Source organism: Allomuricauda sp. NFXS6, from assembly GCF_040148835.1.
In the GTDB taxonomy this organism is placed as follows: domain Bacteria; phylum Bacteroidota; class Bacteroidia; order Flavobacteriales; family Flavobacteriaceae; genus Flagellimonas.
Genome location: NZ_JAGEMG010000004.1, coordinates 236,121 through 258,554 on the forward strand (window position 1 = coordinate 236,121; position 22,434 = coordinate 258,554).

The following is a 22,434-nucleotide window of genomic DNA, read 5'->3' on the forward strand; positions in this document are numbered from 1 at the left end:
AACGTTTTCCCCAATAACTCACAACGTGAGACTTAGCTTAATATTGCGGCAATGCCCGGCAAGGTCTTTCCTTCCAGGCTTTCCAACATGGCCCCACCACCTGTCGATACATAGCTTACTTTCTCCTCGAACCCGAATTGCTTCACGGCTGCAACGGAATCTCCGCCACCAACAAGGGAAAATGCCCCACTTTGCGTAGCTTCATCAATATAATTGCCTACGGCAATGGTGCCCTTGGCAAAGTTTTCCATTTCAAAAACACCTACTGGCCCGTTCCACAAAATAGTCTTGGAAGCCAAAATCACTTGCTTGAAAATTTCCAGAGTTTTTGGACCAGCATCCAATCCTTGCCATCCATCAGGAATTTTGTCCACATCTACAAATTGTGTGTTGGCACCATTGTCAAAATCATCGGCGGCCAAAACATCGACTGGCAAATACACCTTTACATTTTTGGCCTCTGCTTGTTTAAGAATCTCCAAAGCCAACTCCATTTTATCATCTTCGCAGATGGAGTCCCCTACTTTACCACCTTTTGCTTTCACAAAAGTGTAGGTCATTCCTCCGCCAATGATCAGGTTGTCCACTTTGTCCAATATGTTTTCTATGATGGTGATTTTGGAAGAAACCTTGGCTCCTCCCAAAATAGCGGTAACAGGTTTTTCTCCTGTTTCCATAACCTTATCTATCGCTTTGATTTCTTTGGCCAACAGATATCCGAAACATTTGTTTTCGGGAAAAAATTTGGCAACAATGGTTGTTGAGGCGTGCGCGCGGTGAGCAGTACCGAAAGCATCGTTCACATAAACATCGCCGTGTTTGGACAATTGTTCAGCAAAAGCTTCATCACCAGCTTCCTCTGCGGCATGAAAACGTAGATTTTCCAACAAAAGCACCTCCCCGCTTTGTAATCCAGCAACCGCTTCCTCAGCTTTGGTGCCAACACAATCTTCTACAAATTTTACCTGTACCCCAATAATATTTGATACCGTTTCCGTGATGTGGGAAAGGGACATTGCTGGATTTACCTTTCCTTTTGGTCTTCCCATATGGCTCATCAATATGGCGGATCCCCCATCTTCCAAAACTTTAAGGATACTAGGTTTTGCGGCATCAATACGGCTGGTGTCGGTCACATTAAAATCGCCATCCAACGGCACGTTGAAATCAACCCTGATCAATGCTTTCTTTCCTTCGAAATTAAAATCGTCTATCGTCTTCATGTAGTGTGTCTTTTTTGAGAATTTCAAATGTAAAGATTTCCTGCTTTTTCAAGGGTCGGACGGGCCTAATATTTCAAAGTTTCACGGTTTTTAACCTTTTATGTATAATCTGTTAATGCATTCCATGCTACATGGTCCGTTCATAACAAAACTTCACCACTTAAAAATGTATCTTTGGAACATGCTTTTTAAAAATGTTTTAGGGCTTGAGCACATCAAGAACCATTTGCTGACCACGGCGGAAACAGGTCGAGTGGCGCATGCTCAATTGTTCGTGGGACCCGAAGGTTCCGGCGTACTTCCCATGGCCATTGCTTATGCGCAGTATTTGCTCTGTGGCAATACTGGTGGTGAAAATGATGGGGGAAATACGGTTTGCAACACCAAATGCAATTCATTAACACACCCTGACCTTCATTTTGCCTTTCCGGTTTCCAATTCTGATAAGGTAAAGTCGCATGCGGTGAGCGATCATTATTTGGAAGAATGGCGTCAATTTGTAAAAGAACAGCCCTATGGAAACCTGTTTGATTGGTACCGACACATAGGCATTGAAAAAAAGCAGGGCCAAATCGGGGTGGATGAAGCCCAGGATATGGTTAAAAAACTATCCTTGAAATCTTACGAAGGAGGATACAAGATCTTGATTGTTTGGATGGCCGAAAAGATGAACACCTCTGCCGCCAACAAGTTGTTAAAGTTGATCGAGGAACCGCCCAACAAAACTATTTTACTTCTTTTGGCAGAAGATGAAGAGCAGATCATCAACACGATTCGGTCACGTTGCCAAATCTTGAATTTCCCGCCATTGACGGAGCAAGTTATTACCGATACGCTTTTGCTCAGGGGAGTTTCACAGACAGAGGCACTCACGATTGCCTTGGAAGCAAACGGTAATTTTAACAAGGCGCTTGATTTATTGAACAAGGATTCGGAAGACTTGGTGTTCGAACGCTGGTTTGTACAATGGGTGCGAAGCGCTTTTAAGGCCAAGGGCAACAAAGGCGCAATCCAAGAGTTGATTTTGTGGAGCGAAGAAGTGGCGAAAACAGGTCGCGAGGTCCAAAAAAAGTTCCTCAACTATTGCCTAACCATGATGCGTCAGGCGCTTTTGCTCAATTACAAAGCCAACGAACTTGTACACGTCAAAGTGCACATGGAGGGTTTTGACTTGAACAAGTTTGCCCCTTTTGTACATGAAAACAATATTTTGGATATTGTAGAGGAGTTGGAAGAAGCGATTTTTCACGTGGAACGCAACGGAAACTCCAAATTGATTTTCACAGACCTGTCCATTAAACTTACACGGCTCTTGCACGCTAAGGCCGCTTAAATAAAACTGACCATGAACCATTTAATTTCCAATGCCACAGAAATTTTGTTGTTGTTGTTTTTGACCATAACTTTTTTACAGAGCGGAATCGATAAGCTTTTGGACTGGAAGGGCAATCTTGGGTGGTTGACAGACCATTTTTCAAAATCGATTTTCAATGGGACCGTTCCGTTATTGCTTGGCGTAGTTTTGGTGCTCGAAATGCTTTCGGGAATACTTTGTGGCGTTGGTGTTTTTCAATATGCCATTGATGGAGAAAGTGTTTTTGGGTTCTACGGAGCCTTGCTTTCAGCCCTAACCTTATTGATGCTGTTGCTGGGCCAGCGGGTTGCCAAGGACTATATTGGAGCACAAACCATTGTGGTCTATTTAATTCCGACTGTTTTTTTAGTGTATTTGATGCAATAAGACCTTTCCGAATATGATTCTAGAACCTATCCAACGCCCTGAACTCACTGATAAAACCAAAAGTGCCTACGAACAATTTGAACGGTTGATTCTGGAAATCAAAAAAAAGAAGCTGCCCGAAGAGATTGAATTGGTGATAAATAAGCACATAACGCAACTTAATTCCATAACGGATACCGACAAAACATTGCGGAACGAGATTCGAAAAGAGCAATCCAAAATTGTTGGTATGTTGGCCCAGAAGCTAAAAATTGTTCCCATAAATTATTTCAGAAAAACCTGGTTTGTCTTGGGCATGACGGTTTTTGGAATTCCCATTGGTGCAGCATTAGGGCTCAGCCTAAACAATATGGCCTATTTGGGCATCGGCCTGCCAGTTGGAATGTCCATCGGACTTGCCATGGGTTCACGTATGGACAACAAGGCCAAGGAAGAGGGAAGACAACTTGATATTGAACTTTAAATGTAACTGTAATCATGTTTGTAAAAAAAGGGATTGCCCCAGTACTTCTTATTGTGATTAGTTTAGCGCTTTTGGTTATCAACCTGATAGAATTGAAAAAAGGCAATAGTGCACTATGGGGAATCATCTCCAACATTTTACTGATTGTGGCAATGGTTGCCGTGATTCGAGAGAAAAAGTCAAAAAGGTAATTACAACTCATCATCAAAAATGAACAAACAAACACAAAATATAGAGGAAACTTCTATTGATTCCATTTCAATTGCACAAGCCGATTTACGTGAAGGCTATGCTGATGGCGCGTTGGGGGTTTTAGCTTCAGGAACTGTTTGGATGGTAGCCGCTTTGGCAGCTTTTTTGGTTTCTTCACAAACCGCAATATGGACCTTGTTTTTTGGTGGTATGCTCATTCATCCTTTAGGCCTGTTAATGGCTAAATTGATAGGCGTTAAAGGCAGTCATTCCAAACAAAACCCATTGGGAAAATTGATTATGGAAGGGACCTTTTTTATGTTGATGTGCATTCCCTTGGCCCTACTCCTTTCATTACAGGAACATGCTTGGTTTTTTCAGGGTATGCTGTTGGTCATTGGTGGAAGGTATTTAACGTTTAGTTCGCTTTATGGCATCAAAACGTATTGGGTCTTGGGCGGTATGTTGGGCGCTGCGGCGTTTGCTTTGTTCTTTTTTAAAGCTAATCCGGCCATATCCGCACTATCGGGTTCCTTACTAGAGCTTGGGTTTGGAATTTTTATGTTTCTTTCTTACCGGAAAACAAAATCATAACAACAAAAAACCCACTCTAAAGAGTGGGCCTTCTTAACTTATGTTTTATTGCGTTTAGTTCTCGTACTTATCGTTCAAGATCTTAAGGATCTCGTCGGTTAAGTCTTTGGCATCGTCTCCATAAATTACAGAACCGCCATCACCACCACCCAAAATATAGGTGTAACCGTTGGCCTTACCGTAAGCCCTGATCTCCTTTTTTACCTTTCTTACCAAAGTGTCCATTTCGGCCTGGCTTTTTTGCTGCAGTTGTTGCTCCTCTTGTTGCAACTGTTGACCTATTTGTTGCCCTCTTTGCTGTATTTGGGAATACTGCTCTTGTGCATTTTGCTGCGACATGCTCTGGGCCTTGCTTTGAAATTGTTGCAATTCCATTTGAAAGGCTTGTGAAATACTGTCCCTTTTTCTGGTCATGGCCTGTGCTTTGGTTTGGAACCTGGCATCGACATCAACTTTTTCTTGATAGTCATCCATGATCTTTACACTATCCACATATCCAATTTTGTTTTGCTGACATGCCATGGCGGTGATGGCAATCGCAAGCACTACTAATTTTTTCATCATTTGATTTTTATCGATGCGCAAAAATAGCAAAGCTTTTTGGAAAGCTGGCATTAAGTTTTTCTGATATGAAATCTTGGGCACAACAACCCATAAATAATTCTTATGAAAAACTATCACTTTGATTGAACGCGCTTATTTTAATGGCTCGCAGAAACAGGGCGATATGGGCAGATCTTTTTTGCTTAATATAATTGTGCTCCTTTTGCTCACTTAGGCCAAGAGCGGGCTTAAAAACGGCTTATTTCTTCTTTTTGAGGATGTAAATCAGTGAGGATTGTTCTTTTGTGAAGATAGCGGTAAGATTGGACCACAATCCCACAAAAAATGCGCTGATCAAGTACAACTTGTTGCCTTTGTATTTTTCGGAAAGCAAGGATACATAAAAAGCATCGAACCACATGGGTTTTATTTTTACCACTTCCAATTTATGAGGTGCAAAAAGTTTTGAAATGGACGCTTTTGAAAAATGCCAAAGGTGTCTGGGAACATCGAAAGCTGCCCAGTGGGCTTTGTAATATTTTGCATCAAAGGATTTGAAGTTGGGAACGGCTACGACCAAAACTCCATCATCCTCTAAAAGATCGACCAATGCTTTTACCTGTTGTTCCAAATTGGGCAAATGTTCCAAAACATGCCAAAGTGTGATGGCTTGAAACTTTTGACCTGATACATCTTTTAAACTTGCCTGAAGTTCAACACCCTTTTGATGGGCCAGCAGCCGAGCATTGTCATTTGGTTCTACTCCAGTTGTTTTAAATCCCGAATTCTGGGCACAAATCAAAAAATCTCCGGTCCCAGCACCTAAATCCAGTAAATTTTTAACTTTATCTACTTGATTTTCAACTAATTGAATCTTTTTTTTAAGATTTTTTGACTTTACTAGTTGGTATAATCGGTCCGTGAAGGAGCTTTTGGAGTCCGTATGGGAAATGTAGTCCTCACTTTCATAATAGGGTGCCAGATCTTGAGGCTGTGGCTTTGTAACCAGCATATCCAATTTTTGGTCCCAATGCAATTCGAACTGTTCACCAGAAATAGCGTAATCTTTAGTTTTTAAAAACAACTTCATTGTAATTATCAGTAGCCAAATATTCGTTTTTCAATTCCCGAAGATAGGATAAAACCAATTCCCTTGAAACGGAACCTTCCAACAAACAATCTTCTTCGGTATCGCTAAAAACTTCCATAGCAATATACCGATTTCCAACACGTGAGGTATGTGCCTCTTCAAAAACCGGTTCCATATCCGTCGCTTGGTTCAAAGCAGCGTCCAAAGCCAATGGAATCAAATTTATGGTCTTGGTTGGAATTTCAATTTCATAAAAAGAAAAATAAAAGGTTCTGCCCTCGACCAAAAAGGGAACCTGCACATCTACATAATAATCGTTGAGGTGAAATTTTGTATTGATGTAGTCATAAAACTCGTTGGTTTCTTTTGGGTCTTCAAAAACAAATACATTCTTTTTTGGCAGTCCTTTTTTGAATCTTTTTCCCTTCGTCACTTTATAGTCTTTAATGTTCGGTGCAATCCGAATTGGGATACAAGAACTCAAAAAGACAAAAACAAAAATGGTTAGCAGTGCTCTTTTCATTTGGTCTGGTGTTAGGCCAAAATGAAATGAAAAACCACACCATTTAGTTTATGACGGAATAAAAACTGTGTTCCACGTGGAACAAATTAAAAAATTATCTTCCTAAATAAACTAAAAGCACACTAATGTCTGCGGGCGAAACACCGCTAATTCTTGAGGCCTGGGATATGGTAACTGGTTGTATGGATTCCAACTTTTCCCGCGCCTCGTAGGACAAGGATTTTAGTTTGGAATAATCAAAGTTATCCGGGATGCGAACATTCTCCAATCGCTGAAGCTTGTCCGCATTCGTTTTTTCCTTCGCAATATATCCTGAATATTTTACTTGGATTTCTGCCTGTTCCAAGACCTCTGAATCCAAGTCATTTTCCTTTACAAATTCGGAAACCGCATCCAATTGAAGCATATGGTCCATGGTTACTTTTGGTCTAGAAAAGACCTTAAAAAGTTTATCGGATTGCTTAACCAAAGATGAATCCAAGGACTCCAAAATTGGATTGATTTCATCCGTAGTGAAACTCGTCTTTTTAAAGAAGTGCACAAAACTGTCAGATTTGCTCATCTTTTCTTCCATCCTTTTAAGGCGTTCTTCTTTGGCCAAACCTATTTCATAACCCTTCGGTGTTAGACGTAAATCAGCATTATCTTGGCGCAATAATGTTCGGTACTCGGCTCTTGAAGTAAACATTCGATAAGGTTCTTCTGTACCCTTTGTAATCAAATCATCCACCAAAACACCTATATAAGCTTCATCCCTTTTCAAAATAAAGGGTTCCTTTTCATTGATTTTGAGATGGGCATTAATACCTGCCATCAAACCTTGAGAAGCAGCTTCCTCGTATCCTGTAGTGCCATTAATTTGACCTGCAAAATAAAGATTGTTCACCAACTTAGTTTCAAGGGTGTGCTTTAACTGGGTAGGCGGAAAATAATCATATTCGATCGCATAACCAGGTCTAAAGAACTTGACATGCTCAAATCCTTTTACGGATTTCAAAGCTCTATATTGAACATCCTCTGGTAGGGAAGTTGAGAAACCATTCACATACATTTCTACCGTATCCCACCCCTCCGGCTCCACAAAAATTTGGTGTGAATCTTTATCTGTAAACCGATTGATTTTATCTTCGATAGAAGGACAATATCTTGGTCCAATACTTTTGATTCTGCCATTGAACATTGGAGACCTTTCGAATCCTTCACGGAGTAAATCATGAACCAATTTGCTGGTATGAGTCATATGACAATCCCGTTGGATTTTTAAAATTGGTGTGTTTAGATAAGAGAACTTTTCAGGAACATCATCTCCCGGCTGCACAATCATTTTGGAATAATCCAAAGATCTACCATCTACTCTCGGAGGTGTTCCTGTTTTCATTCGACCACTATCAAAACCCAAATCCACTAGCTGCTCAGTGATTCCTGTAGCGGCTTTTTCACCGGCTCTACCTCCACCCAATTGCTTCTCTCCAATATGGATTAGACCGTTTAAAAAAGTACCGTTGGTAAGTACTACAGATTTACCACGAATCTCTAAACCAAGACTTGTCTTTACACCAACAACTTTATCCCCCTCAATCAATAAACCATTAACCATTTCCTGATAGAAATCGGCATTCGGGGTGTTCTCCAAAGCCATTCTCCACTCTTCAGCAAAACGCATTCTATCGTTCTGTGCCCGCGGACTCCACATCGCTGGCCCTTTGGACTTATTAAGCATTTTAAACTGTATAGCGGACTTGTCGGTTACAATCCCGCTATACCCTCCCAGGGCATCAATCTCTCTAACAATTTGTCCTTTGGCGATTCCGCCCATAGCAGGATTACAAGACATTTGTCCAATAGTCTGAAGGTTCATTGTAACCAACAAAGTTCGCGAGCCCATGTTGGCAGCTGCGGCGGTTGCCTCAGCGCCTGCGTGTCCTCCTCCTACAACAATTACATCATATTCCTTTTCAAACATACCTATGGTTCCACGTGGAACATTTTTATTTTTTCATCTTCCTTTAGCCTCATTATATCCTTCTCTTCTTTGGACTTGTCTCCGAATCCAGCCAAGTGAAGAATTCCATGACTCATCACTCTTTTCAATTCATTTGAAAATTCAACATCAAACTTCTTGGCATTATCTTGAACCCTATCTGTAGATATAAAAATATCCCCAGAAATTATTTTGCCCTCTGTATAATCAAAAGTGATGATATCCGTAAAGGTGTCGTGGTTTAAATAATCTTTATTAAGTTTCAATAAGTAATCATCGGTACAAAAAATGTAATCAATTTGTCCCACCGAAAATCCCTCCGAATTAACAACTCTATTTATCCAATCGGCATAATCGGTTTTCTTTTGGATTACCAATTCACTTTTAAAATGGAACGCTATCATTATCGAAATACACCTTTACTTTATCCTCGAAATTTTGCCGCAAAGGTAAAGCTTGTCTGTTTAATATTTCAATGCTATTCTGGTAATTTTGAAGCAGTTCGGGTTTGGTGGTAATAGGGTTACTAAACTGATTTAGGTTTGTATTGCTTTCGCGCTCCTTTTTCTCACCTTGCTCCATTGAGGCATTTTCCAATTTCATCAGTTGGTGCTGAATGTTATTTGCTTTATTCCTGGTACGCTCTGTAATGCCATTCTCCAACAAATCATTCTCAAAGTCTTCCATTTGACGAATCAATTTCTGTGCTAAATTTTTGTCGGATTCACGCATCATATCCCCTAGCTGCTTTTCAAGATTCTCCCTTAAGAACTGTTGCTTTTTATAGATTTGATATACCTCATCAAGCTCCATCTCTCCTAATCCGTTTCCAACAGACTGTGAACCATTTTCTCTTTGAGAACCTTCCTGGCCACCTTGTCCATTTCCTTCATTTCCCTTTTCGCCATTCTCCCCTTGTCCCCCACTTCCTTTATCACCTTCTTGTTGACCGCCCTCATTCTTGCCTTGTTCTTCGCCTTCACCCTGAGACGGTTTACCCTTTTGACCGGAACCATTCATCTTCTCTTGTATGCCCTGCTGTCCTTTAATGATATCGGGCAATTGAAAGTCCTGACCCTTGCCTTGTCCTTGACCCGGGCTCATATTCTGCTGCATATTATCCAGAATATTAGCCAAGAAATCTGCCAAAGTGTTGGTGGCATTGATAACATATTGTTGGTACGAAGCCCCTTGATAAATTTGATTCTCGGCAATACTTTCCAAAGATTTATCAATATTGTAATAAACCTCCGTAATCTGTTCATTAACAAATTCTGAAAGTTCAACCCTACGCAATGACAGTGAAAACAAACTATCATCAACGTGCTCGAATAACCTTCTCAGGTTTTGTTGATTTTTAACGGTTCGTGAAAACTGGGAGATGTCTACATCAGCACTTTGAAGATTATCAAAAAGATTCTCTTGTTTAAATGAAAAAGTAACCAGATTATCCAGGATTTGACGTAACATCTCGGCATCTTCCGCGTCCGTTTCACCCCCACCCATTGAACTGGATTTCATAGATTGGCTCATCTCTCGCATTTTCTGGGCGGCAGATTTTTGTTTCTTGGAAGCATTGCTTCCAGCCTCTAGCTTCTCTTTAGATTGTGAAGATTCCTCCATTCCCTGATGTTTATTGATTTCATCCAAAGCGTCTTTTTGGTCTTCCTTTACACTGTCAGTTTTCTTTTTATCGGTATCCAAGTCTAAAGGTTTTTGGAGCTCTTCATTGTCCTTTTCTAATTCCCGAATTTCCTTTTCCAACTCCTTAAATTCCTCGTTCAATTTTTCCTGCTCCTTATCGCTAAAGTCTTGACCTAACTTTAAGTCAGATAATATTTCTTGTCTTTCTGCAAGTTCATCCAACTCCTTGGATATTTGCGAAGCTTTTTCGGTAACATAATAACGTTTGGTTAACTCTAAAATCTGTTCAAGGTTCCGTGTGTTCTTCCCTTGGTTTTTTCCAAGTTCCTCAAGTCGTTTTTGTAAATCTTCTTTATCAATTTTTTCTGCAATCTCGTTTAGTTCTTCCAACAACTTCGCATTCTTTTTTGCCTCGGCCTCCTGTCGTTCCAAACGTTCTTGAAGCATCTTCTTCATCTCTGAGTCTTGAGCATTTTTATCTATGCTTTTATTCAAGTCCTTACTAAATTTCTGCATCTGCTCTTCTTGCATCTTCTGCTTTTGCAAAAAGTTTTTAATCTGACTCTTTTCTTCAAAACTAAGCGACTGCTCTTCCTTCTGAATATTATTTATTTTGGACAGTGTTTCTTCTTGGCGTTTAAAATTCTTCAGGGATTCCCCCATTTTGTTTAAAGTGGAGTTTTGAAACTCTAATTCCTTGTTATTCAATTCATTATCATCATACAAGGATGCATTGAAAACCGCACTTTTGGTAACTTTACCCCCTCTAATACCGTCATTATCCACAACTTCGAAATAAAGTTTATACTTTTTGCCTGGCTGAAGGTTTAATCCCGATGGAAACGTATAATAAAACTGATACACATTCGTGTTTGGTGCCTCCAGTGAAATTCTTTGAACATTGTTCACATCATCCTTAGGATAACTAACCAAACGTATTTCTTTCAAACCATGATCATCTGCCGCTTGGCCCGTAAAATATGACTGATTGGGATTTAATGAATCGAGTACCTGATCTACCTGAACGGTTGCCTTCGCATCCTTAATAACATTCAATCGATATGCCAATTTTTCAAAATCCTGAACCCGCTCGTTTGATGTGCTAAGTTCATAATCGAAGTCATTGAACAGACGTTTGGAATTACTAAACACGTTGTCTTTTTTATTAAAAAAAAGTGTCGAATCAGCAGCAATCATTTTAATCTCATCCACATAATCTCCTTGTATTTTCCAAGTCACTTTTGTCCCCTCTGGAACCTCAGCATTTCCAGTTCCGGTAATCACCTCTGGAATCAAATCAAGATACTTAGGGTATTCAAGTTCCAAAGCAAAATCAACCACAGTTGGTGTTCGGTAACTATTAACGGAATAGATTCTCGAATCCCAACCATTAGCTGTTAGATAAAAACTGGTTTCTGAAACAGGCGCTTCAAAAGTATACTCAAAAAACTCTCCTCTTTGCTTCATTAGCAGTGCCTCTCCGTTAACCATCATTTGTACATTGTCGGGTCGCAGCTCTCCAACGGTTTTAACCTGAATCGTCAATGGTTCATTGTCCATTACCTCCAAACTGGCATTCATCACTTGGAAAGAAAACGGGGCTGGCCGTTCGTAGGCCATATCGTAATGCATCACTCTTTGATGCGAATTGAAGAAAGAAACGATATCTCCAGTAATCCAAATAAAGGCAAACAAGACCACAGGAATCAAAATATACTTCGCATACCTATAACTGTCTTTAAAATTGATGGCCTCGGCAAAAGGAACGGGCCCTAAATTAGAAGCACGTTGCTCTATACTGGCGATCAACAAATCTGACTTTTCTTGGTTCTCGGACAACTCCAATAAATTGAGGAGTTTGTCATCAACATTGGGGAAATGTTTCCCAATTAATTGTGAAGCTGCTCTATTGTCGATGCCAGCCCGAATCTTAAAAAGGTACAGTAGAGGAACAAAGATGAACCGATACAAAAGATAAAGTTCCACCACAAGAAACAGGATAAAAAGGGTAAGCCTCCTCGACTCATTCAACCACAACACATATTCAAAATACGTAACAGCCATCCAAAACAACGTACCCAAAGTCAAAAACAGAAAGATTCCCTTTATCAATTGTTTCGTGTAAAACCGTTTGATAAACTGTTCTAGCTTTGCTATTATGTTGTTGTATGCCTTCAAAATGGAGTATAATTATTACCAAATTACCTGATCCGTAGGAAATCAATAGAAAAATTTTGTTAAACCTTGATCTATCAACCTTTCCAGTCCAAACAAAAGACAACTTATAAATGCTTTCCTGTTCATTGGCGGCAATGTATCTTTGCGACATAATCAAACCCTATTATGAGTCAAAAAGTCCGTGTTCGATTTGCACCCAGCCCCACGGGGCCCTTACATATTGGAGGCCTTCGTACCGCCTTGTTCAATTATTTATTTGCCAAGAAAAAGGGCGGGGATTTTGTACTTCGAATTGAAGATACCGATCAAAACCGTTTTGTGGAAGGTGCCGAAGAATATATCATTGAAGCCTTGAACTGGTGTGGAATTCCGTTTGATGAAGGTCCTGGCAAAGAGGGTGATTTTGGACCGTACCGACAAAGTGAGCGCAAACAATTGTACAAATCCTATGCGCTAAAACTAATTGAAAAAGACAAGGCCTATTACGCTTTTGACACGGCTGAAACTTTAGATCAACATCGAAAAGAACACGAAGCCAAAGGAAAAACTTTTATCTATAATTGGCATAACCGCCTAAAGTTGACTAACTCGTTATCACTCTCCAATGAAGAGGTGAAAGAAAAAATAGCTGCAGGTGAAGATTATGTTATCCGATTCAAATCTCCCGAGAATGAAGAATTAGCGCTGAACGACATCATCCGCGGAGAAATAAAAATAGACACCAACATTCTTGACGACAAAGTTTTGTTTAAAAGTGACGGCATGCCCACCTATCATTTGGCCAATATTGTGGATGACAATCAAATGCAGATTACCCATGTTATCCGTGGCGAGGAATGGCTACCTTCCTTAGCTTTACACACCCTACTATATGATGCCTTTGGATGGGATGCTCCCGAATTTGCCCATTTACCCCTGATCATGAAGCCCGTTGGTAAAGGAAAATTGAGCAAACGTGATGGTGAAAAAGGAGGTTTTCCTATATTTCCGCTCACGTGGAACCAATCCGAAGGGTATCGCGAAGCAGGTTTTTTCCCGGAAGCCGTCGTTAACTTCTTGGCGTTGTTGGGATGGAACCCAGGAACGGAGCAGGAGATTTTCAGTCTGAATGAATTAGTGGATGCCTTTACCTTGGAACGTGTTAACAGGTCCGGAGCACGCTTTGACCCAGAAAAAAACAACTGGTATAATCAGCAGTGGTTACAGCTAAAAAGTGATGAAGAACTTGCAGAAATGTTCACTGAAGTACTTACTCAAAAAGGAATTTCAGCAGAACCAGTATATATTAAAAAAGTAGTGTCGGCCATTAAGGAACGTGCTGTGTTTGTCAAAGATTTCTGGGGTCTATCCGACTACTTTTTCCAAGCCCCCACGTCTTACAACGAAAAAGCTGCCAAAAAACAATGGAAAGAAGATACCCCTGAAATTATGCAAGGTGTCTCCACGGTCTTAGATCATATCAAGGAATTCGAATCAGCAACAATAGAGGAAAAAGTGAAAGCCTGGATTTCCGAAAGCGAACTTTCTTTCGGGAAAGTTATGCCACCACTACGTTTGGTTATTGTTGGCGATATGAAAGGGCCTCACCTTTTTGATATTATGGAGTTAATTGGTAAAGAGGAAAGTATTAACCGCATTAAAACAGCCATCGCCCTGCTTTAGAATTGACAGATGTGTAACATTATTTGACGAATGGCTACTAATACTATGGCCAAGTTTTGTAATTTCCATTTCTAACATAAAATCTAAACACTATGGGCAACTATCTTTTTATACCTATTGCGTTTGTAGCGCTGATCATTCTATTCAAATTTTTCTTTATTGTTAAGCAACAAACGGCTGTTGCTGTGGAACGTTTTGGAAAATTTCACAGTATCCGAAGTTCCGGTCTTCAAATGAAAATACCGATTGTGGACCGTATCGCGGGCAGGTTGAGCCTTAAAATACAGCAATTGGATGTAATCGTTGAGACCAAAACTTTAGACGATGTATTCGTGAAGCTCAAAGTGTCTGTGCAATACGTTGTCATCAAGGAAAAAGTATACGAAGCATTCTATCAATTGGAATATCCACACGATCAAATTACCTCTTATGTGTTTGATGTAGTTCGTGCCGAAGTTCCTAAAATGAAGTTGGATGACGTCTTCGTCAAAAAAGATGACATCGCCATCGCTGTTAAATCAGAATTGCAAGATGCGATGTTGGATTATGGTTTTGACATCATAAAAACCCTGGTGACGGATATTGACCCGGATGCACAGGTGAAGTCGGCGATGAACCGAATCAACGCATCGGAGCGTGAAAAAATAGCAGCCCAGTTTGAAGGTGATGCACAACGTATTTTGATAGTTGAAAAAGCCAAGGCTGAAGCTGAGAGCAAAAGATTGCAAGGACAAGGTATTGCCGATCAGCGTAGAGAAATTGCCCGAGGCCTCGAAGAATCCGTTGAGGTATTGAACAAAGTGGGCATCAATTCACAGGAAGCATCAGCATTGATCGTGGTAACACAACACTATGATACTCTACAGGCCATTGGCGAAGAAACCGATACAAATCTGATTTTGTTGCCGAACTCTCCCCAAGCCGGTAGCGATATGCTGAACAATATGGTAGCCTCCTTTACGGCCAGCAACCAAATTGGTGAGGCCATGAAACGCAAACAGAACGAAAAAGGTTCTGCTGACTCTTAGACTACTATTTAAGAGAAAAAAGGCTCCTTGGCAGGAGCCTTTTTGTTCTTATGTTGGTTTTAACCTAATCTAATTTCTTTAGTAGTTTTTTCGCTATCAAGGAAATCGCTATTTTTTGAAGCAAAGGTGCCAATCCACCAAGAATGTTTGTGGGATACAATTCCTTTTTTGTATTCTGAATCGCCAACTTCACTTTTTCCTCTTCAATCTGTCGTTGTAATTTTAAAACTTTTAGGTCGCGATCAATGTCCTCGAATGATGTGTATTGCATTTGAATCATAATTCATCAAAATAAAATTTAGAAAACTTTTTCAATAACGGCTTTTCGATTTTACTTCTTAAGAGAAAAATTATTATACCAGCCAGTATATAGAATCCACCGACAAGTAAAAAGCCTTTGGCGGTGTTGCCAAGCGTTGTCCCGAGCCAAAAAGCTGCACTCAATGAAAGAAACAGTAGGGCAATGAATCCCACTCCCCCGATAAGCAGGACTTTGGTGGCCATTGTTATGCCCATCATCATAGACCTAAAACTCTGAAGTCTATAAAAGTCCAAGCTGTTCTTTACATAGGACCTTACCCCTTCTTCCACATGGTCTATCTGCTCTTTTATGTCTTCGAATGCCATATATTATTTCTGTAGTTGGGCGTTCTTTTCTCTAAGGTCTTCCAGTTTCTTCTCCAAGGCTACCAATATATCATCGGCCTTGTAGCTCATATTGGATAGCGTATCTTCCAATTTTTCTTCAAACTCCTCTTTTTTGGCATCGGCCGTTCTACTGAATTCTTCCTTGGCATTGCTTAAGCTCGTGGAAATATCATCTTTAGCCTTAACAGCACTTTTTTTGATTTTCTTTCTTGTCTTTTTTCCTTTATCCGGTGCATACAAGATTCCTATTCCAGCTCCTACTACTGCTCCGGTCAATAATGCGGTTAATACGTTTCCAGTGTTATTTGACATAATGTTTTTGATTTTAATTAAACTTCAGTGAAAATCAATTGGCAATAATCTTAGGAGTAATTTGTTCCCCCTTCCCAATCGATTTACTCAAATATAAAAAGGGGTCCGTCCAATGATCGATTCAATCGCTCTAAACCTTGACGCTTTAGCTAAAATTTAATTAAATATTGCAAATAAGCCCCTTTAACGAGAGGTTTTGCCGCTTCGCACAGATTCGGCACTGAAAATTGAAAAACCACCGCAAAAGAAATCCTGCAGACTCCTTTCTAATAAGAATTCCCAATAAACTCAGCCGATAAAATAAAGAAATGTTATGCTACTCTTTTTGTTCCAATTTGGCCCAAGTATCCCTTAAGGTAACCGTTCGGTTGAACACCAAATTTCCTGGAGTTGAATCTTTATCCACATTAAAGTAACCCAACCGTTGAAACTGAACTCTATGTCCAACTTCGGCATCCTTCAAGCTCGGTTCCAAATATCCAGTAACCTTTTGAAGTGAATCAGGATTTATAAACTCCAAAAAATCTTTATCCTTATGGCTATCTGGTGTAGCATCGGTGAATAAACGATCGTACAACCTAACCTCTGCGGTAATGGCATGAGGTATGGAAACCCAATGCAATGTTCCCTTCACTTTGCGCAAGCTTTCCTCGGTACCGGAACCACTTTTGCTTTTTGGATCGTAGACACATTGTACTTCTGTGATTTTTCCCTCATCATCTTTGGTACAGCTTTCAGCTTTTATGATATACCCGTTCTTCAAACGGACTTCGCCCCCTAGCTTTAATCTGAAAAACTTCCGATTGGCCTCTTCCCTAAAGTCTTCTTGCTCTATATAAAGCTCGCGAGAAAATGGCACCTTTCTGCTTCCTGCAGATTCATCCTCTGGATTATTTTCCGCTTCCAACCATTCCTCTTGTCCTTCTTCATAATTGGTAATAACCAACTTTAATGGATTAAGAACTCCCATAACACGAGGCGAAATTTTGTTCAAATGTTCCCTGACGTGAAAATCGAGCAAGGATACATCCACAACATTTTCACGTTTGGCTATCCCAATAGTGTCCGCAAAATTTCTTATGGACTCGGGTGTAAAACCTCTTCTTCGTAATCCTGATATGGTGGGCATTCGAGGGTCGTCCCATCCTGTTACAATGCCTTTTTCTACTAATTGAAGCAATTTACGTTTGCTCACAACCGTATGACTCAGGTTCCTGCGAGCAAACTCTCGTTGTTTTGGTCGTAATTTACCGGAAGATACCACTTGGTCTAAAAACCAGTCATAAAGTTCTCTGTGCGGTAAAAACTCCAAGGTACACAAGGAGTGGGAAACCTGTTCTATATAATCACTTTCGCCATGGGTCCAGTCGTACATTGGGTAAATACACCAATCGGTATTAGTGCGATGATGCGCTTTGTGCAAAACACGGTACATCACTGGGTCCCGCATCAACATATTGGAGGAGGCCATATCAATTTTGGCGCGCAACACGTGTTCGCCGTCCTTGAATTCACCGTCCTTCATCCTCTTGAAGAGCTTTAAATTCTCTTCAACGGAGCGATTTCTAAACGGACTTTCCTTTCCCGGTTCGGTAGGGGTCCCTTTTTGACTCGCAATATCTTCAGAAGATTGGCTGTCCACATAGGCTTTGCTCTCCTGAATCAATTTCACTGCCCAGTCATAAAGTTGTTGAAAGTAATCCGAAGCATAACACTCCGTATCCCATTCAAAACCAAGCCAGGACACATCCTTTTTAATGGCCTCCACATACTCTTTCTCTTCCTTTGCAGGGTTGGTATCATCAAAACGTAGATTAACCGGAGCATTGTAACGCAGCCCCAAGCCAAAATTGAGGCAAATGGAGCTTGCGTGGCCTATGTGCAAATACCCATTTGGCTCCGGAGGAAAACGGAATCTTAAGTCATTCCTTGTGTAACCTTTTGTAAGGTCCTCCTCAACAATGTGTTCTATAAAATTGAGCGATCTAGCTTCTTCTGACATACCAATTATTTGATGGGCAAATGTAGTAAAATCCCTTGTTGATAGCTATTTTTCGTGCTTACGTGTATACAAAGTAGGCGATTTCACAACAGTTTTGGTATAGCCTACAACAATATCTTTCCTTTCGTCCAAATTAGAGACATATTTGTTATTCGAATACTATATGTTAAAAAGACGCTTGAACACCGTCTTCAGAAAGAATTACAATTAAGGGGCACAAACTAACAGGGCTATGTAAGCCCGTAACCTCTTAAAATCTAACGGTGATGAAAAAAAGTAATTCAACGTATAGCATTCTGGTATTGGCCTTTGCCTTTGTGCTGCTTGGTACCTTGGTATCCCAAGCTCAAGTACTGAACAAACCCGTACCGGCGGACAACCCCAACCTTGCCGGTAACTCTGCTTGGACAGCAGTTTGTGCATCCGGTGGCTTCAACGAATATTTTGTAAACTTTACCTGGGATCCTCCCATGGTGGACAGCAATAACGAATTTATCCTTGAATTATCCGATGCTGACGGTTACTTTTCCAACCCTACCGAACTTGCACGTGCAAGCGACAAGAATACAACTTTTGACTTTGAATTCCAGTTTGCTCTTCCCGCGGAAATGAGGGGAGAAAGCTTTAAAATGAGGGTTCGAAGCACCAGTCCGGCCAAGACGAGTCCAGCTTCTGATGCATTCTCCATGTACTTCATAGACTATAACGCTCCCTTATTGATTAGCGAGGACGGAAGTGGAGACATTCCTTCTGGAGGTCAAATACAAATTTGTGGCGGAGGTTCTGTAACCTTGAAACCACACAACATCCCTAATGCAGATACTTATATATATAATTGGTACCGCAGTGGTACATTGCTTGCCGAAAAATCAGAAAGCATCACCGTTTCTGAGTCGGGCATGTACTATGTGGAACTGGATTATGGAAATTGCTCCGGTTCTGCCAATACCTTATCCAACACTATTGAAATATCCACCGGAACCAGTTCTGGATTGGCCATTAATGGTGCTAGCAACATAGAGGTTTGCCCAGGAGAAACGCAATTGTTGGAGGCCAGCATAAGCGGACAAGGATATACCTATACGTGGTACAAAGACGGAAGCATCGTCAGCGGTCCAACTGTCGAGGCCAGCACCTATACTGTTAATGCAGGAATAAACGGATTCGAAGGCTCTTATGAGGTTGAAATCTCTGGTTCTGGGGTTTGTACCGAGTTGTCGGACCCTGTGACGGTCTCAAGTTCAGGTTCTTTTGAAATTACGCTGAACAACGAAGAGAACATCGTGCTTCTTCCTTCACAAACAAAAACATTGTCCGTTAGTACCACGGCATCAAGTGCAGCCTACCAATGGTATAAAGATGGTGCAGCAATTACCGATGCAACCAGCAACACCTTGGTTATTGGTGAAACAGGAGAATATTATGTCGAAGTAACCAATAATGGCGGCCCTTGTACCCCAGCTCCGGTAGCATCGGCCACGACCACCGTTGTGACCCCAGATTCTTTTGAGTTTGTTGTGGACTACGTGGGAACATACACTTCTTGCGAAAGTGTTGATGCCACCCTGAGCCTTGCCACAATAAATGCCGTGAGTGATAGTGGTGCCAAAACCGATGTTACCCAAGATTTACAAAACGCTTTTGATTATCAGTGGAAATTGAATGGGACCGATGTTTCAGGCGAAACTTCAAAAACCATCACAATATCCGATCAGGAGGACAATGGCCAATATGATTTGTTTGGTTCTATTGATGCTTTTGAGGCATCATCCAATAGCCTACAGATAAAGCTCGCATCAAACGAAACCTTGCAGATTACCGCCAATGGTACCGTGTTGTGTGAAGGAGGCGAGGCCATCGTTCTTGAAAGTACAACAGACTTAACCAATGAATCTTTTGAATGGAAGAAAGATGGAACCGTGGTTGATACATCATCCGAAAGTTTCACCGTTAGCGAAACAGGTGTGTATCAGCTTGTTATCACTTCCAACGAATGTGCATTGATGTCCAACGAGATTACCATTAGTGAATTCGATGAATCGCTATTGGTGCTCGACAAACCCAAAGACCTCATCATTATTGAGGGAGAGACCCAAACTCTTACCGCTAGCGGTGCAGATTCCTATGAATGGTATGATGCCGGTAACAACCTAATTTCTTCGAGCAGTTTTTACGACTTTACCGAAGAAGGGGAGTACCTGTTGATTGCCTCCTTCGGGACATGTACTGTAAGCAAAGTGATTACTGTGACCTACAGGGATATGTTTGCCATACCCAATGTTATTACCACCAATGGCGATGGTATTAACGATCTATGGGTATTGCCCAACTCCTATTCCAGAGACCCCAATGTTCTTGTCACCATATTTAATGAGCGAGGAGAACAGGTATTTAGCCAAGCAGGCTATGAAAACAACTGGCCACAATCCACCACTTCCTTTAACAAACAAAGCATGATTTTCTATTACAAGATCACTCGTGGTGGCAAAAGCCTGAAACAAGGAACTATCACTGTCATTAAATAAGCAGCAATGCAAATTAAAAAACCTCTACTTTTACTTGCTATCTTGCTACTTGCCTTCTCTGGAATGAGGGGGCAGGAAGAAGGTAACTATATACCCTATAACGTACCTTCCCAAAACCTTTTAAAGTTTAACAGGTTCTTGCTTAACCCTACCTTTTCAACGGTAAGGGAAGACAAGTCGTACATCAATCTTTTTCATAGAAACCAGTCGGTATCTTTTGATGACAACAACCAAGTATATTTCTTAAGTTATAGTGGTAGGGTTAGTGACCGGAGTGGAGTCGGTGTAAGTTTATTTACTAACCGCGAAGGCCTGTTCAACAACTTTGGTGTACACGCCAACTATGCTTACGGTGTGCGCTTAAGCCCAAAAAGCACTTTCACCTTTGGGGCCAACATAAGCTATTACCAAAGTGCCTTTAACCAAGACAGGGTAAACTCTGTTGAAGTAGATCCTTTTTTGAACACTTTGGAAAGTAGTTCATTGGTGAGCTTTCAGCCAGGTTTTAACTTTTCCGTCGGCCGTTTTGACATTGGTGGTTATGCGGAAAACCTTTTTGACTACAACCTAAAAACAAGCGAATCAATCACCGATTTTAATGAAAAAACATACTCTGGACACCTACAATATACCCATCAGTTCGAAAACGGAAGAGGTATTATGGAAAAAGCCCGTTTAATGCCTTTGGCACGGGTGCGAAAAGTAGGTGAGGAAAACCTAACACTGGGAGGAAATCTGATTCTTGACCTACCTAAATTAGGTTGGGTGCAAGCAGGTTATGATGATTTCTACGGAGCATCGGCTGGTCTAGGTTTCAACTTGACCAAAAATATTTCGCTTGGATATACGGTAGAAAAGGGATTGTCCAACGAATTTGAAAACTTTGGCGTTACCCACGAAATTTCTTTGGCTTACTCCTTTACGCCAAACCTTACCGAAGATCGCGTAATGCTCGAAGCCGAGGGGGAAGAAATGGTTTCCAATGATGAAAATGTTCCACAAGACAGTTTAAACATTACCGATAAAGACCTTGAAATTGCTCAATTACAAGAAAAACTGGCCGAAAACGATGCCATTTTGGATGAATTGTTGATGCGTCAAGATTCCATAGAATCGACTCGCAAACAAGACTTGGAAAGACGTTTTGAGACCGTAATGAAAATGGTTCAACGTGAAACTCGAGGTCAAAACCCTGCCTTGGAACAAAAAGCCAAAGAGGTATACTTTGCCAATATGGACAGTACCGATATCGTGACCCCGAGGAAACAACCATTGGCCAACCACGGACTGTCCAACAATACCTCTACTAAAAAGGTAATCAAGATCAACGAAACAAAAGGTGATACCCGCTCAGCTTACGCATCAAATTCAAGTGCAAAAAAGGACAATACCTACAGGCCTTCAAAAAGCAAAAAAGCAGGTTTCAAATCACACGCAGTCCCCAACGTGGAAAGCGGTCATTACTTGATTGCCAACGTTTTTAGAAATCCCGACAACGTAGATGCATTCATTGAAAAACTAAGGGCCCAAGGGATAGATGCAGACTACTTCCAAAACCCAAAAAATGGACTTAACTACGTTTACATTGGGGACTTTGGCAACAAAAACGATGCTTTGGAAGCTTATCACAGCAAAATGAATGGCAAATACCAAGGCGATGCCTGGGTCATGAACGTGAACGGTGGTAATTCCCCTATTGCCGGTTACAACAGAAGCGCAACAGCATCAAACTCAAAATACAATAACAATGTCCTTTCCAAAAATGTGACCAATAACACTGTTGGAAAAGGCGGTAAGCATGTAGTGCTCAGAACACAATCCGGAGATGGATTGCCTGAAGGATACTACATCATTGCCAACGTTTTTGAAAACTCAGCAAGCGCAAAACAATTTGTTAAAGAGCTGAACGCAAGGGGCTTGCACGCAAGCTATTTCGTCAGCCCGGCAGACAAAAACAGGTACGTGTATTTGAAAAAACACGAAACCTGGAACAACGCCTTGACCTCTTATTACACCAAACTAAACGCTTCGTACGACGACGATATGTGGATCATGCGAATAAAACCAAACACAACCATTTAACCC

20 protein-coding genes are annotated in these 22,434 nt (G+C 40.9%); 9 read left to right on the top strand and 11 right to left on the bottom strand.

The features are described from left to right. Positions 1-32: 32 nt before the first annotated feature. Positions 33-1,223, bottom strand: a complete 1,191-nt coding sequence (locus J4E06_RS08270; RefSeq protein WP_349523556.1) for a phosphoglycerate kinase — start codon at positions 1,221-1,223, stop codon at positions 33-35. Positions 1,224-1,404: 181 nt separating this feature from the next. On the opposite strand from J4E06_RS08270, the gene J4E06_RS08275 reads away from it, so the two are divergent. From J4E06_RS08275 to J4E06_RS08295, 5 genes are read left to right on the top strand one after another with little or no spacing between them, the layout of a single operon-like run. Continuing rightward, positions 1,405-2,556 (top strand): DNA polymerase III subunit, encoded by a 1,152-nt coding sequence (locus tag J4E06_RS08275; RefSeq protein ID WP_349523641.1) that lies wholly within the window; start codon positions 1,405-1,407, stop codon positions 2,554-2,556. A 12-nt stretch (positions 2,557-2,568) separates the two neighbouring features. Continuing rightward, on the top strand, positions 2,569-2,964 hold the full coding sequence (locus tag J4E06_RS08280; protein WP_349523557.1) for a DoxX family protein: 396 nt from the start codon (positions 2,569-2,571) through the stop codon (positions 2,962-2,964). A 13-nt stretch (positions 2,965-2,977) separates the two neighbouring features. Then, positions 2,978-3,427, top strand: coding sequence for a hypothetical protein (locus tag J4E06_RS08285; RefSeq protein ID WP_349523558.1), 450 nt, complete (start codon positions 2,978-2,980; stop codon positions 3,425-3,427). A 14-nt stretch (positions 3,428-3,441) separates the two neighbouring features. After that, positions 3,442-3,618, top strand: a complete 177-nt coding sequence (locus tag J4E06_RS08290) for a hypothetical protein (RefSeq protein WP_349523559.1) — start codon at positions 3,442-3,444, stop codon at positions 3,616-3,618. Positions 3,619-3,637: 19 nt separating this feature from the next. Beyond that, complete coding sequence (locus J4E06_RS08295) at positions 3,638-4,213, top strand: DUF7010 family protein (RefSeq protein WP_349523560.1); 576 nt, start codon at positions 3,638-3,640, stop codon at positions 4,211-4,213. Between the two features lie 54 nt (positions 4,214-4,267). On the opposite strand, the gene J4E06_RS08300 is transcribed toward J4E06_RS08295, so the two are convergent. The 6 genes from J4E06_RS08300 to J4E06_RS08325 form a co-directional block, all read right to left on the bottom strand. Next, a complete protein-coding gene (locus tag J4E06_RS08300; RefSeq protein ID WP_349523561.1) occupies positions 4,268-4,774 on the bottom strand; it encodes an OmpH/Skp family outer membrane protein in 507 nt (168 codons plus the stop codon). 241 nt (positions 4,775-5,015) lie between these two features. Beyond that, the gene (locus J4E06_RS08305) at positions 5,016-5,768 is read right to left on the bottom strand and encodes a class I SAM-dependent methyltransferase (RefSeq protein ID WP_349523562.1); all 753 of its coding nucleotides are present in this window, start codon (positions 5,766-5,768) and stop codon (positions 5,016-5,018) included. A 55-nt stretch (positions 5,769-5,823) separates the two neighbouring features. Further along, positions 5,824-6,369, bottom strand: a complete 546-nt coding sequence (locus J4E06_RS08310; protein ID WP_349523563.1) for a hypothetical protein — start codon at positions 6,367-6,369, stop codon at positions 5,824-5,826. Between the two features lie 94 nt (positions 6,370-6,463). Next, on the bottom strand, positions 6,464-8,332 hold the full coding sequence (mnmG, locus tag J4E06_RS08315) for a tRNA uridine-5-carboxymethylaminomethyl(34) synthesis enzyme MnmG (protein ID WP_349523564.1): 1,869 nt from the start codon (positions 8,330-8,332) through the stop codon (positions 6,464-6,466). A gap of 2 nt (positions 8,333-8,334) precedes the next feature. Then, a complete protein-coding gene (gene ybeY, locus J4E06_RS08320; RefSeq protein ID WP_349523565.1) occupies positions 8,335-8,754 on the bottom strand; it encodes an rRNA maturation RNase YbeY in 420 nt (139 codons plus the stop codon). Next, complete coding sequence (locus tag J4E06_RS08325) at positions 8,735-12,172, bottom strand: coiled-coil domain-containing protein (protein ID WP_349523566.1); 3,438 nt, start codon at positions 12,170-12,172, stop codon at positions 8,735-8,737. Before J4E06_RS08325 ends, ybeY begins: the two co-directional genes overlap by 20 nt. 165 nt (positions 12,173-12,337) lie before the next feature. On the opposite strand from J4E06_RS08325, the gene gltX reads away from it, so the two are divergent. Together gltX and J4E06_RS08335 are read left to right on the top strand one after the other, a co-directional pair. Continuing rightward, positions 12,338-13,834, top strand: coding sequence for a glutamate--tRNA ligase (gltX, locus tag J4E06_RS08330; RefSeq protein ID WP_349523567.1), 1,497 nt, complete (start codon positions 12,338-12,340; stop codon positions 13,832-13,834). Positions 13,835-13,926: 92 nt separating this feature from the next. Then, positions 13,927-14,862: an SPFH domain-containing protein gene (locus tag J4E06_RS08335; protein WP_349523568.1), complete on the top strand. Its 936-nt coding sequence runs from the start codon at positions 13,927-13,929 to the stop codon at positions 14,860-14,862. 64 nt (positions 14,863-14,926) lie between these two features. Here the strand turns inward: J4E06_RS08335 and J4E06_RS08340 are convergent, their stop codons facing one another. The 4 genes from J4E06_RS08340 to J4E06_RS08355 form a co-directional block, all read right to left on the bottom strand. After that, complete coding sequence (locus J4E06_RS08340) at positions 14,927-15,133, bottom strand: DUF6327 family protein (protein ID WP_349523569.1); 207 nt, start codon at positions 15,131-15,133, stop codon at positions 14,927-14,929. A gap of 5 nt (positions 15,134-15,138) precedes the next feature. After that, entirely contained in the window at positions 15,139-15,489 is a 351-nt protein-coding gene (locus J4E06_RS08345) for a hypothetical protein (protein ID WP_349523570.1), read from the bottom strand. Positions 15,490-15,492: 3 nt separating this feature from the next. Further along, entirely contained in the window at positions 15,493-15,822 is a 330-nt protein-coding gene (locus tag J4E06_RS08350; protein WP_349523571.1) for a YtxH domain-containing protein, read from the bottom strand. 316 nt (positions 15,823-16,138) lie between these two features. Next, positions 16,139-17,824 carry a glutamine--tRNA ligase/YqeY domain fusion protein gene (locus J4E06_RS08355; RefSeq protein ID WP_349523572.1) on the bottom strand — a complete coding sequence of 562 codons (1,686 nt, stop codon included), beginning with the start codon at positions 17,822-17,824 and terminating at the stop codon, positions 16,139-16,141. Positions 17,825-18,090: 266 nt separating this feature from the next. Between J4E06_RS08355 and J4E06_RS08360 the strand changes: the two genes are divergently transcribed. Together J4E06_RS08360 and J4E06_RS08365 are read left to right on the top strand one after the other, a co-directional pair. Continuing rightward, complete coding sequence (locus J4E06_RS08360; protein ID WP_349523573.1) at positions 18,091-20,349, top strand: T9SS type B sorting domain-containing protein; 2,259 nt, start codon at positions 18,091-18,093, stop codon at positions 20,347-20,349. A gap of 6 nt (positions 20,350-20,355) precedes the next feature. Continuing rightward, positions 20,356-22,431, top strand: a complete 2,076-nt coding sequence (locus J4E06_RS08365; RefSeq protein ID WP_349523574.1) for a PorP/SprF family type IX secretion system membrane protein — start codon at positions 20,356-20,358, stop codon at positions 22,429-22,431. The last annotated feature ends 3 nt before the right edge of the window (positions 22,432-22,434 follow it).

Coding starts and splice junctions, on each gene's coding strand:
- mnmG (WP_349523564.1), bottom strand. CDS start 8,332: ATGTTTGAAAAGGAATATGATGTAATTGTTGTAGGAGGAGGACACGCA.
- J4E06_RS08345 (WP_349523570.1), bottom strand. CDS start 15,489: ATGGCATTCGAAGACATAAAAGAGCAGATAGACCATGTGGAAGAAGGG.
- J4E06_RS08365 (WP_349523574.1), top strand. CDS start 20,356: ATGCAAATTAAAAAACCTCTACTTTTACTTGCTATCTTGCTACTTGCC.
- J4E06_RS08285 (WP_349523558.1), top strand. CDS start 2,978: ATGATTCTAGAACCTATCCAACGCCCTGAACTCACTGATAAAACCAAA.
- J4E06_RS08355 (WP_349523572.1), bottom strand. CDS start 17,824: ATGTCAGAAGAAGCTAGATCGCTCAATTTTATAGAACACATTGTTGAG.
- J4E06_RS08310 (WP_349523563.1), bottom strand. CDS start 6,369: ATGAAAAGAGCACTGCTAACCATTTTTGTTTTTGTCTTTTTGAGTTCT.
- J4E06_RS08340 (WP_349523569.1), bottom strand. CDS start 15,133: ATGCAATACACATCATTCGAGGACATTGATCGCGACCTAAAAGTTTTA.
- J4E06_RS08290 (WP_349523559.1), top strand. CDS start 3,442: ATGTTTGTAAAAAAAGGGATTGCCCCAGTACTTCTTATTGTGATTAGT.
- J4E06_RS08275 (WP_349523641.1), top strand. CDS start 1,405: ATGCTTTTTAAAAATGTTTTAGGGCTTGAGCACATCAAGAACCATTTG.
- J4E06_RS08305 (WP_349523562.1), bottom strand. CDS start 5,768: ATGCTGGTTACAAAGCCACAGCCTCAAGATCTGGCACCCTATTATGAA.
- J4E06_RS08335 (WP_349523568.1), top strand. CDS start 13,927: ATGGGCAACTATCTTTTTATACCTATTGCGTTTGTAGCGCTGATCATT.
- J4E06_RS08350 (WP_349523571.1), bottom strand. CDS start 15,822: ATGTCAAATAACACTGGAAACGTATTAACCGCATTATTGACCGGAGCA.
- J4E06_RS08280 (WP_349523557.1), top strand. CDS start 2,569: ATGAACCATTTAATTTCCAATGCCACAGAAATTTTGTTGTTGTTGTTT.
- ybeY (WP_349523565.1), bottom strand. CDS start 8,754: ATGATAGCGTTCCATTTTAAAAGTGAATTGGTAATCCAAAAGAAAACC.
- J4E06_RS08360 (WP_349523573.1), top strand. CDS start 18,091: ATGAAAAAAAGTAATTCAACGTATAGCATTCTGGTATTGGCCTTTGCC.
- J4E06_RS08295 (WP_349523560.1), top strand. CDS start 3,638: ATGAACAAACAAACACAAAATATAGAGGAAACTTCTATTGATTCCATT.
- J4E06_RS08270 (WP_349523556.1), bottom strand. CDS start 1,223: ATGAAGACGATAGACGATTTTAATTTCGAAGGAAAGAAAGCATTGATC.
- gltX (WP_349523567.1), top strand. CDS start 12,338: ATGAGTCAAAAAGTCCGTGTTCGATTTGCACCCAGCCCCACGGGGCCC.
- J4E06_RS08300 (WP_349523561.1), bottom strand. CDS start 4,774: ATGAAAAAATTAGTAGTGCTTGCGATTGCCATCACCGCCATGGCATGT.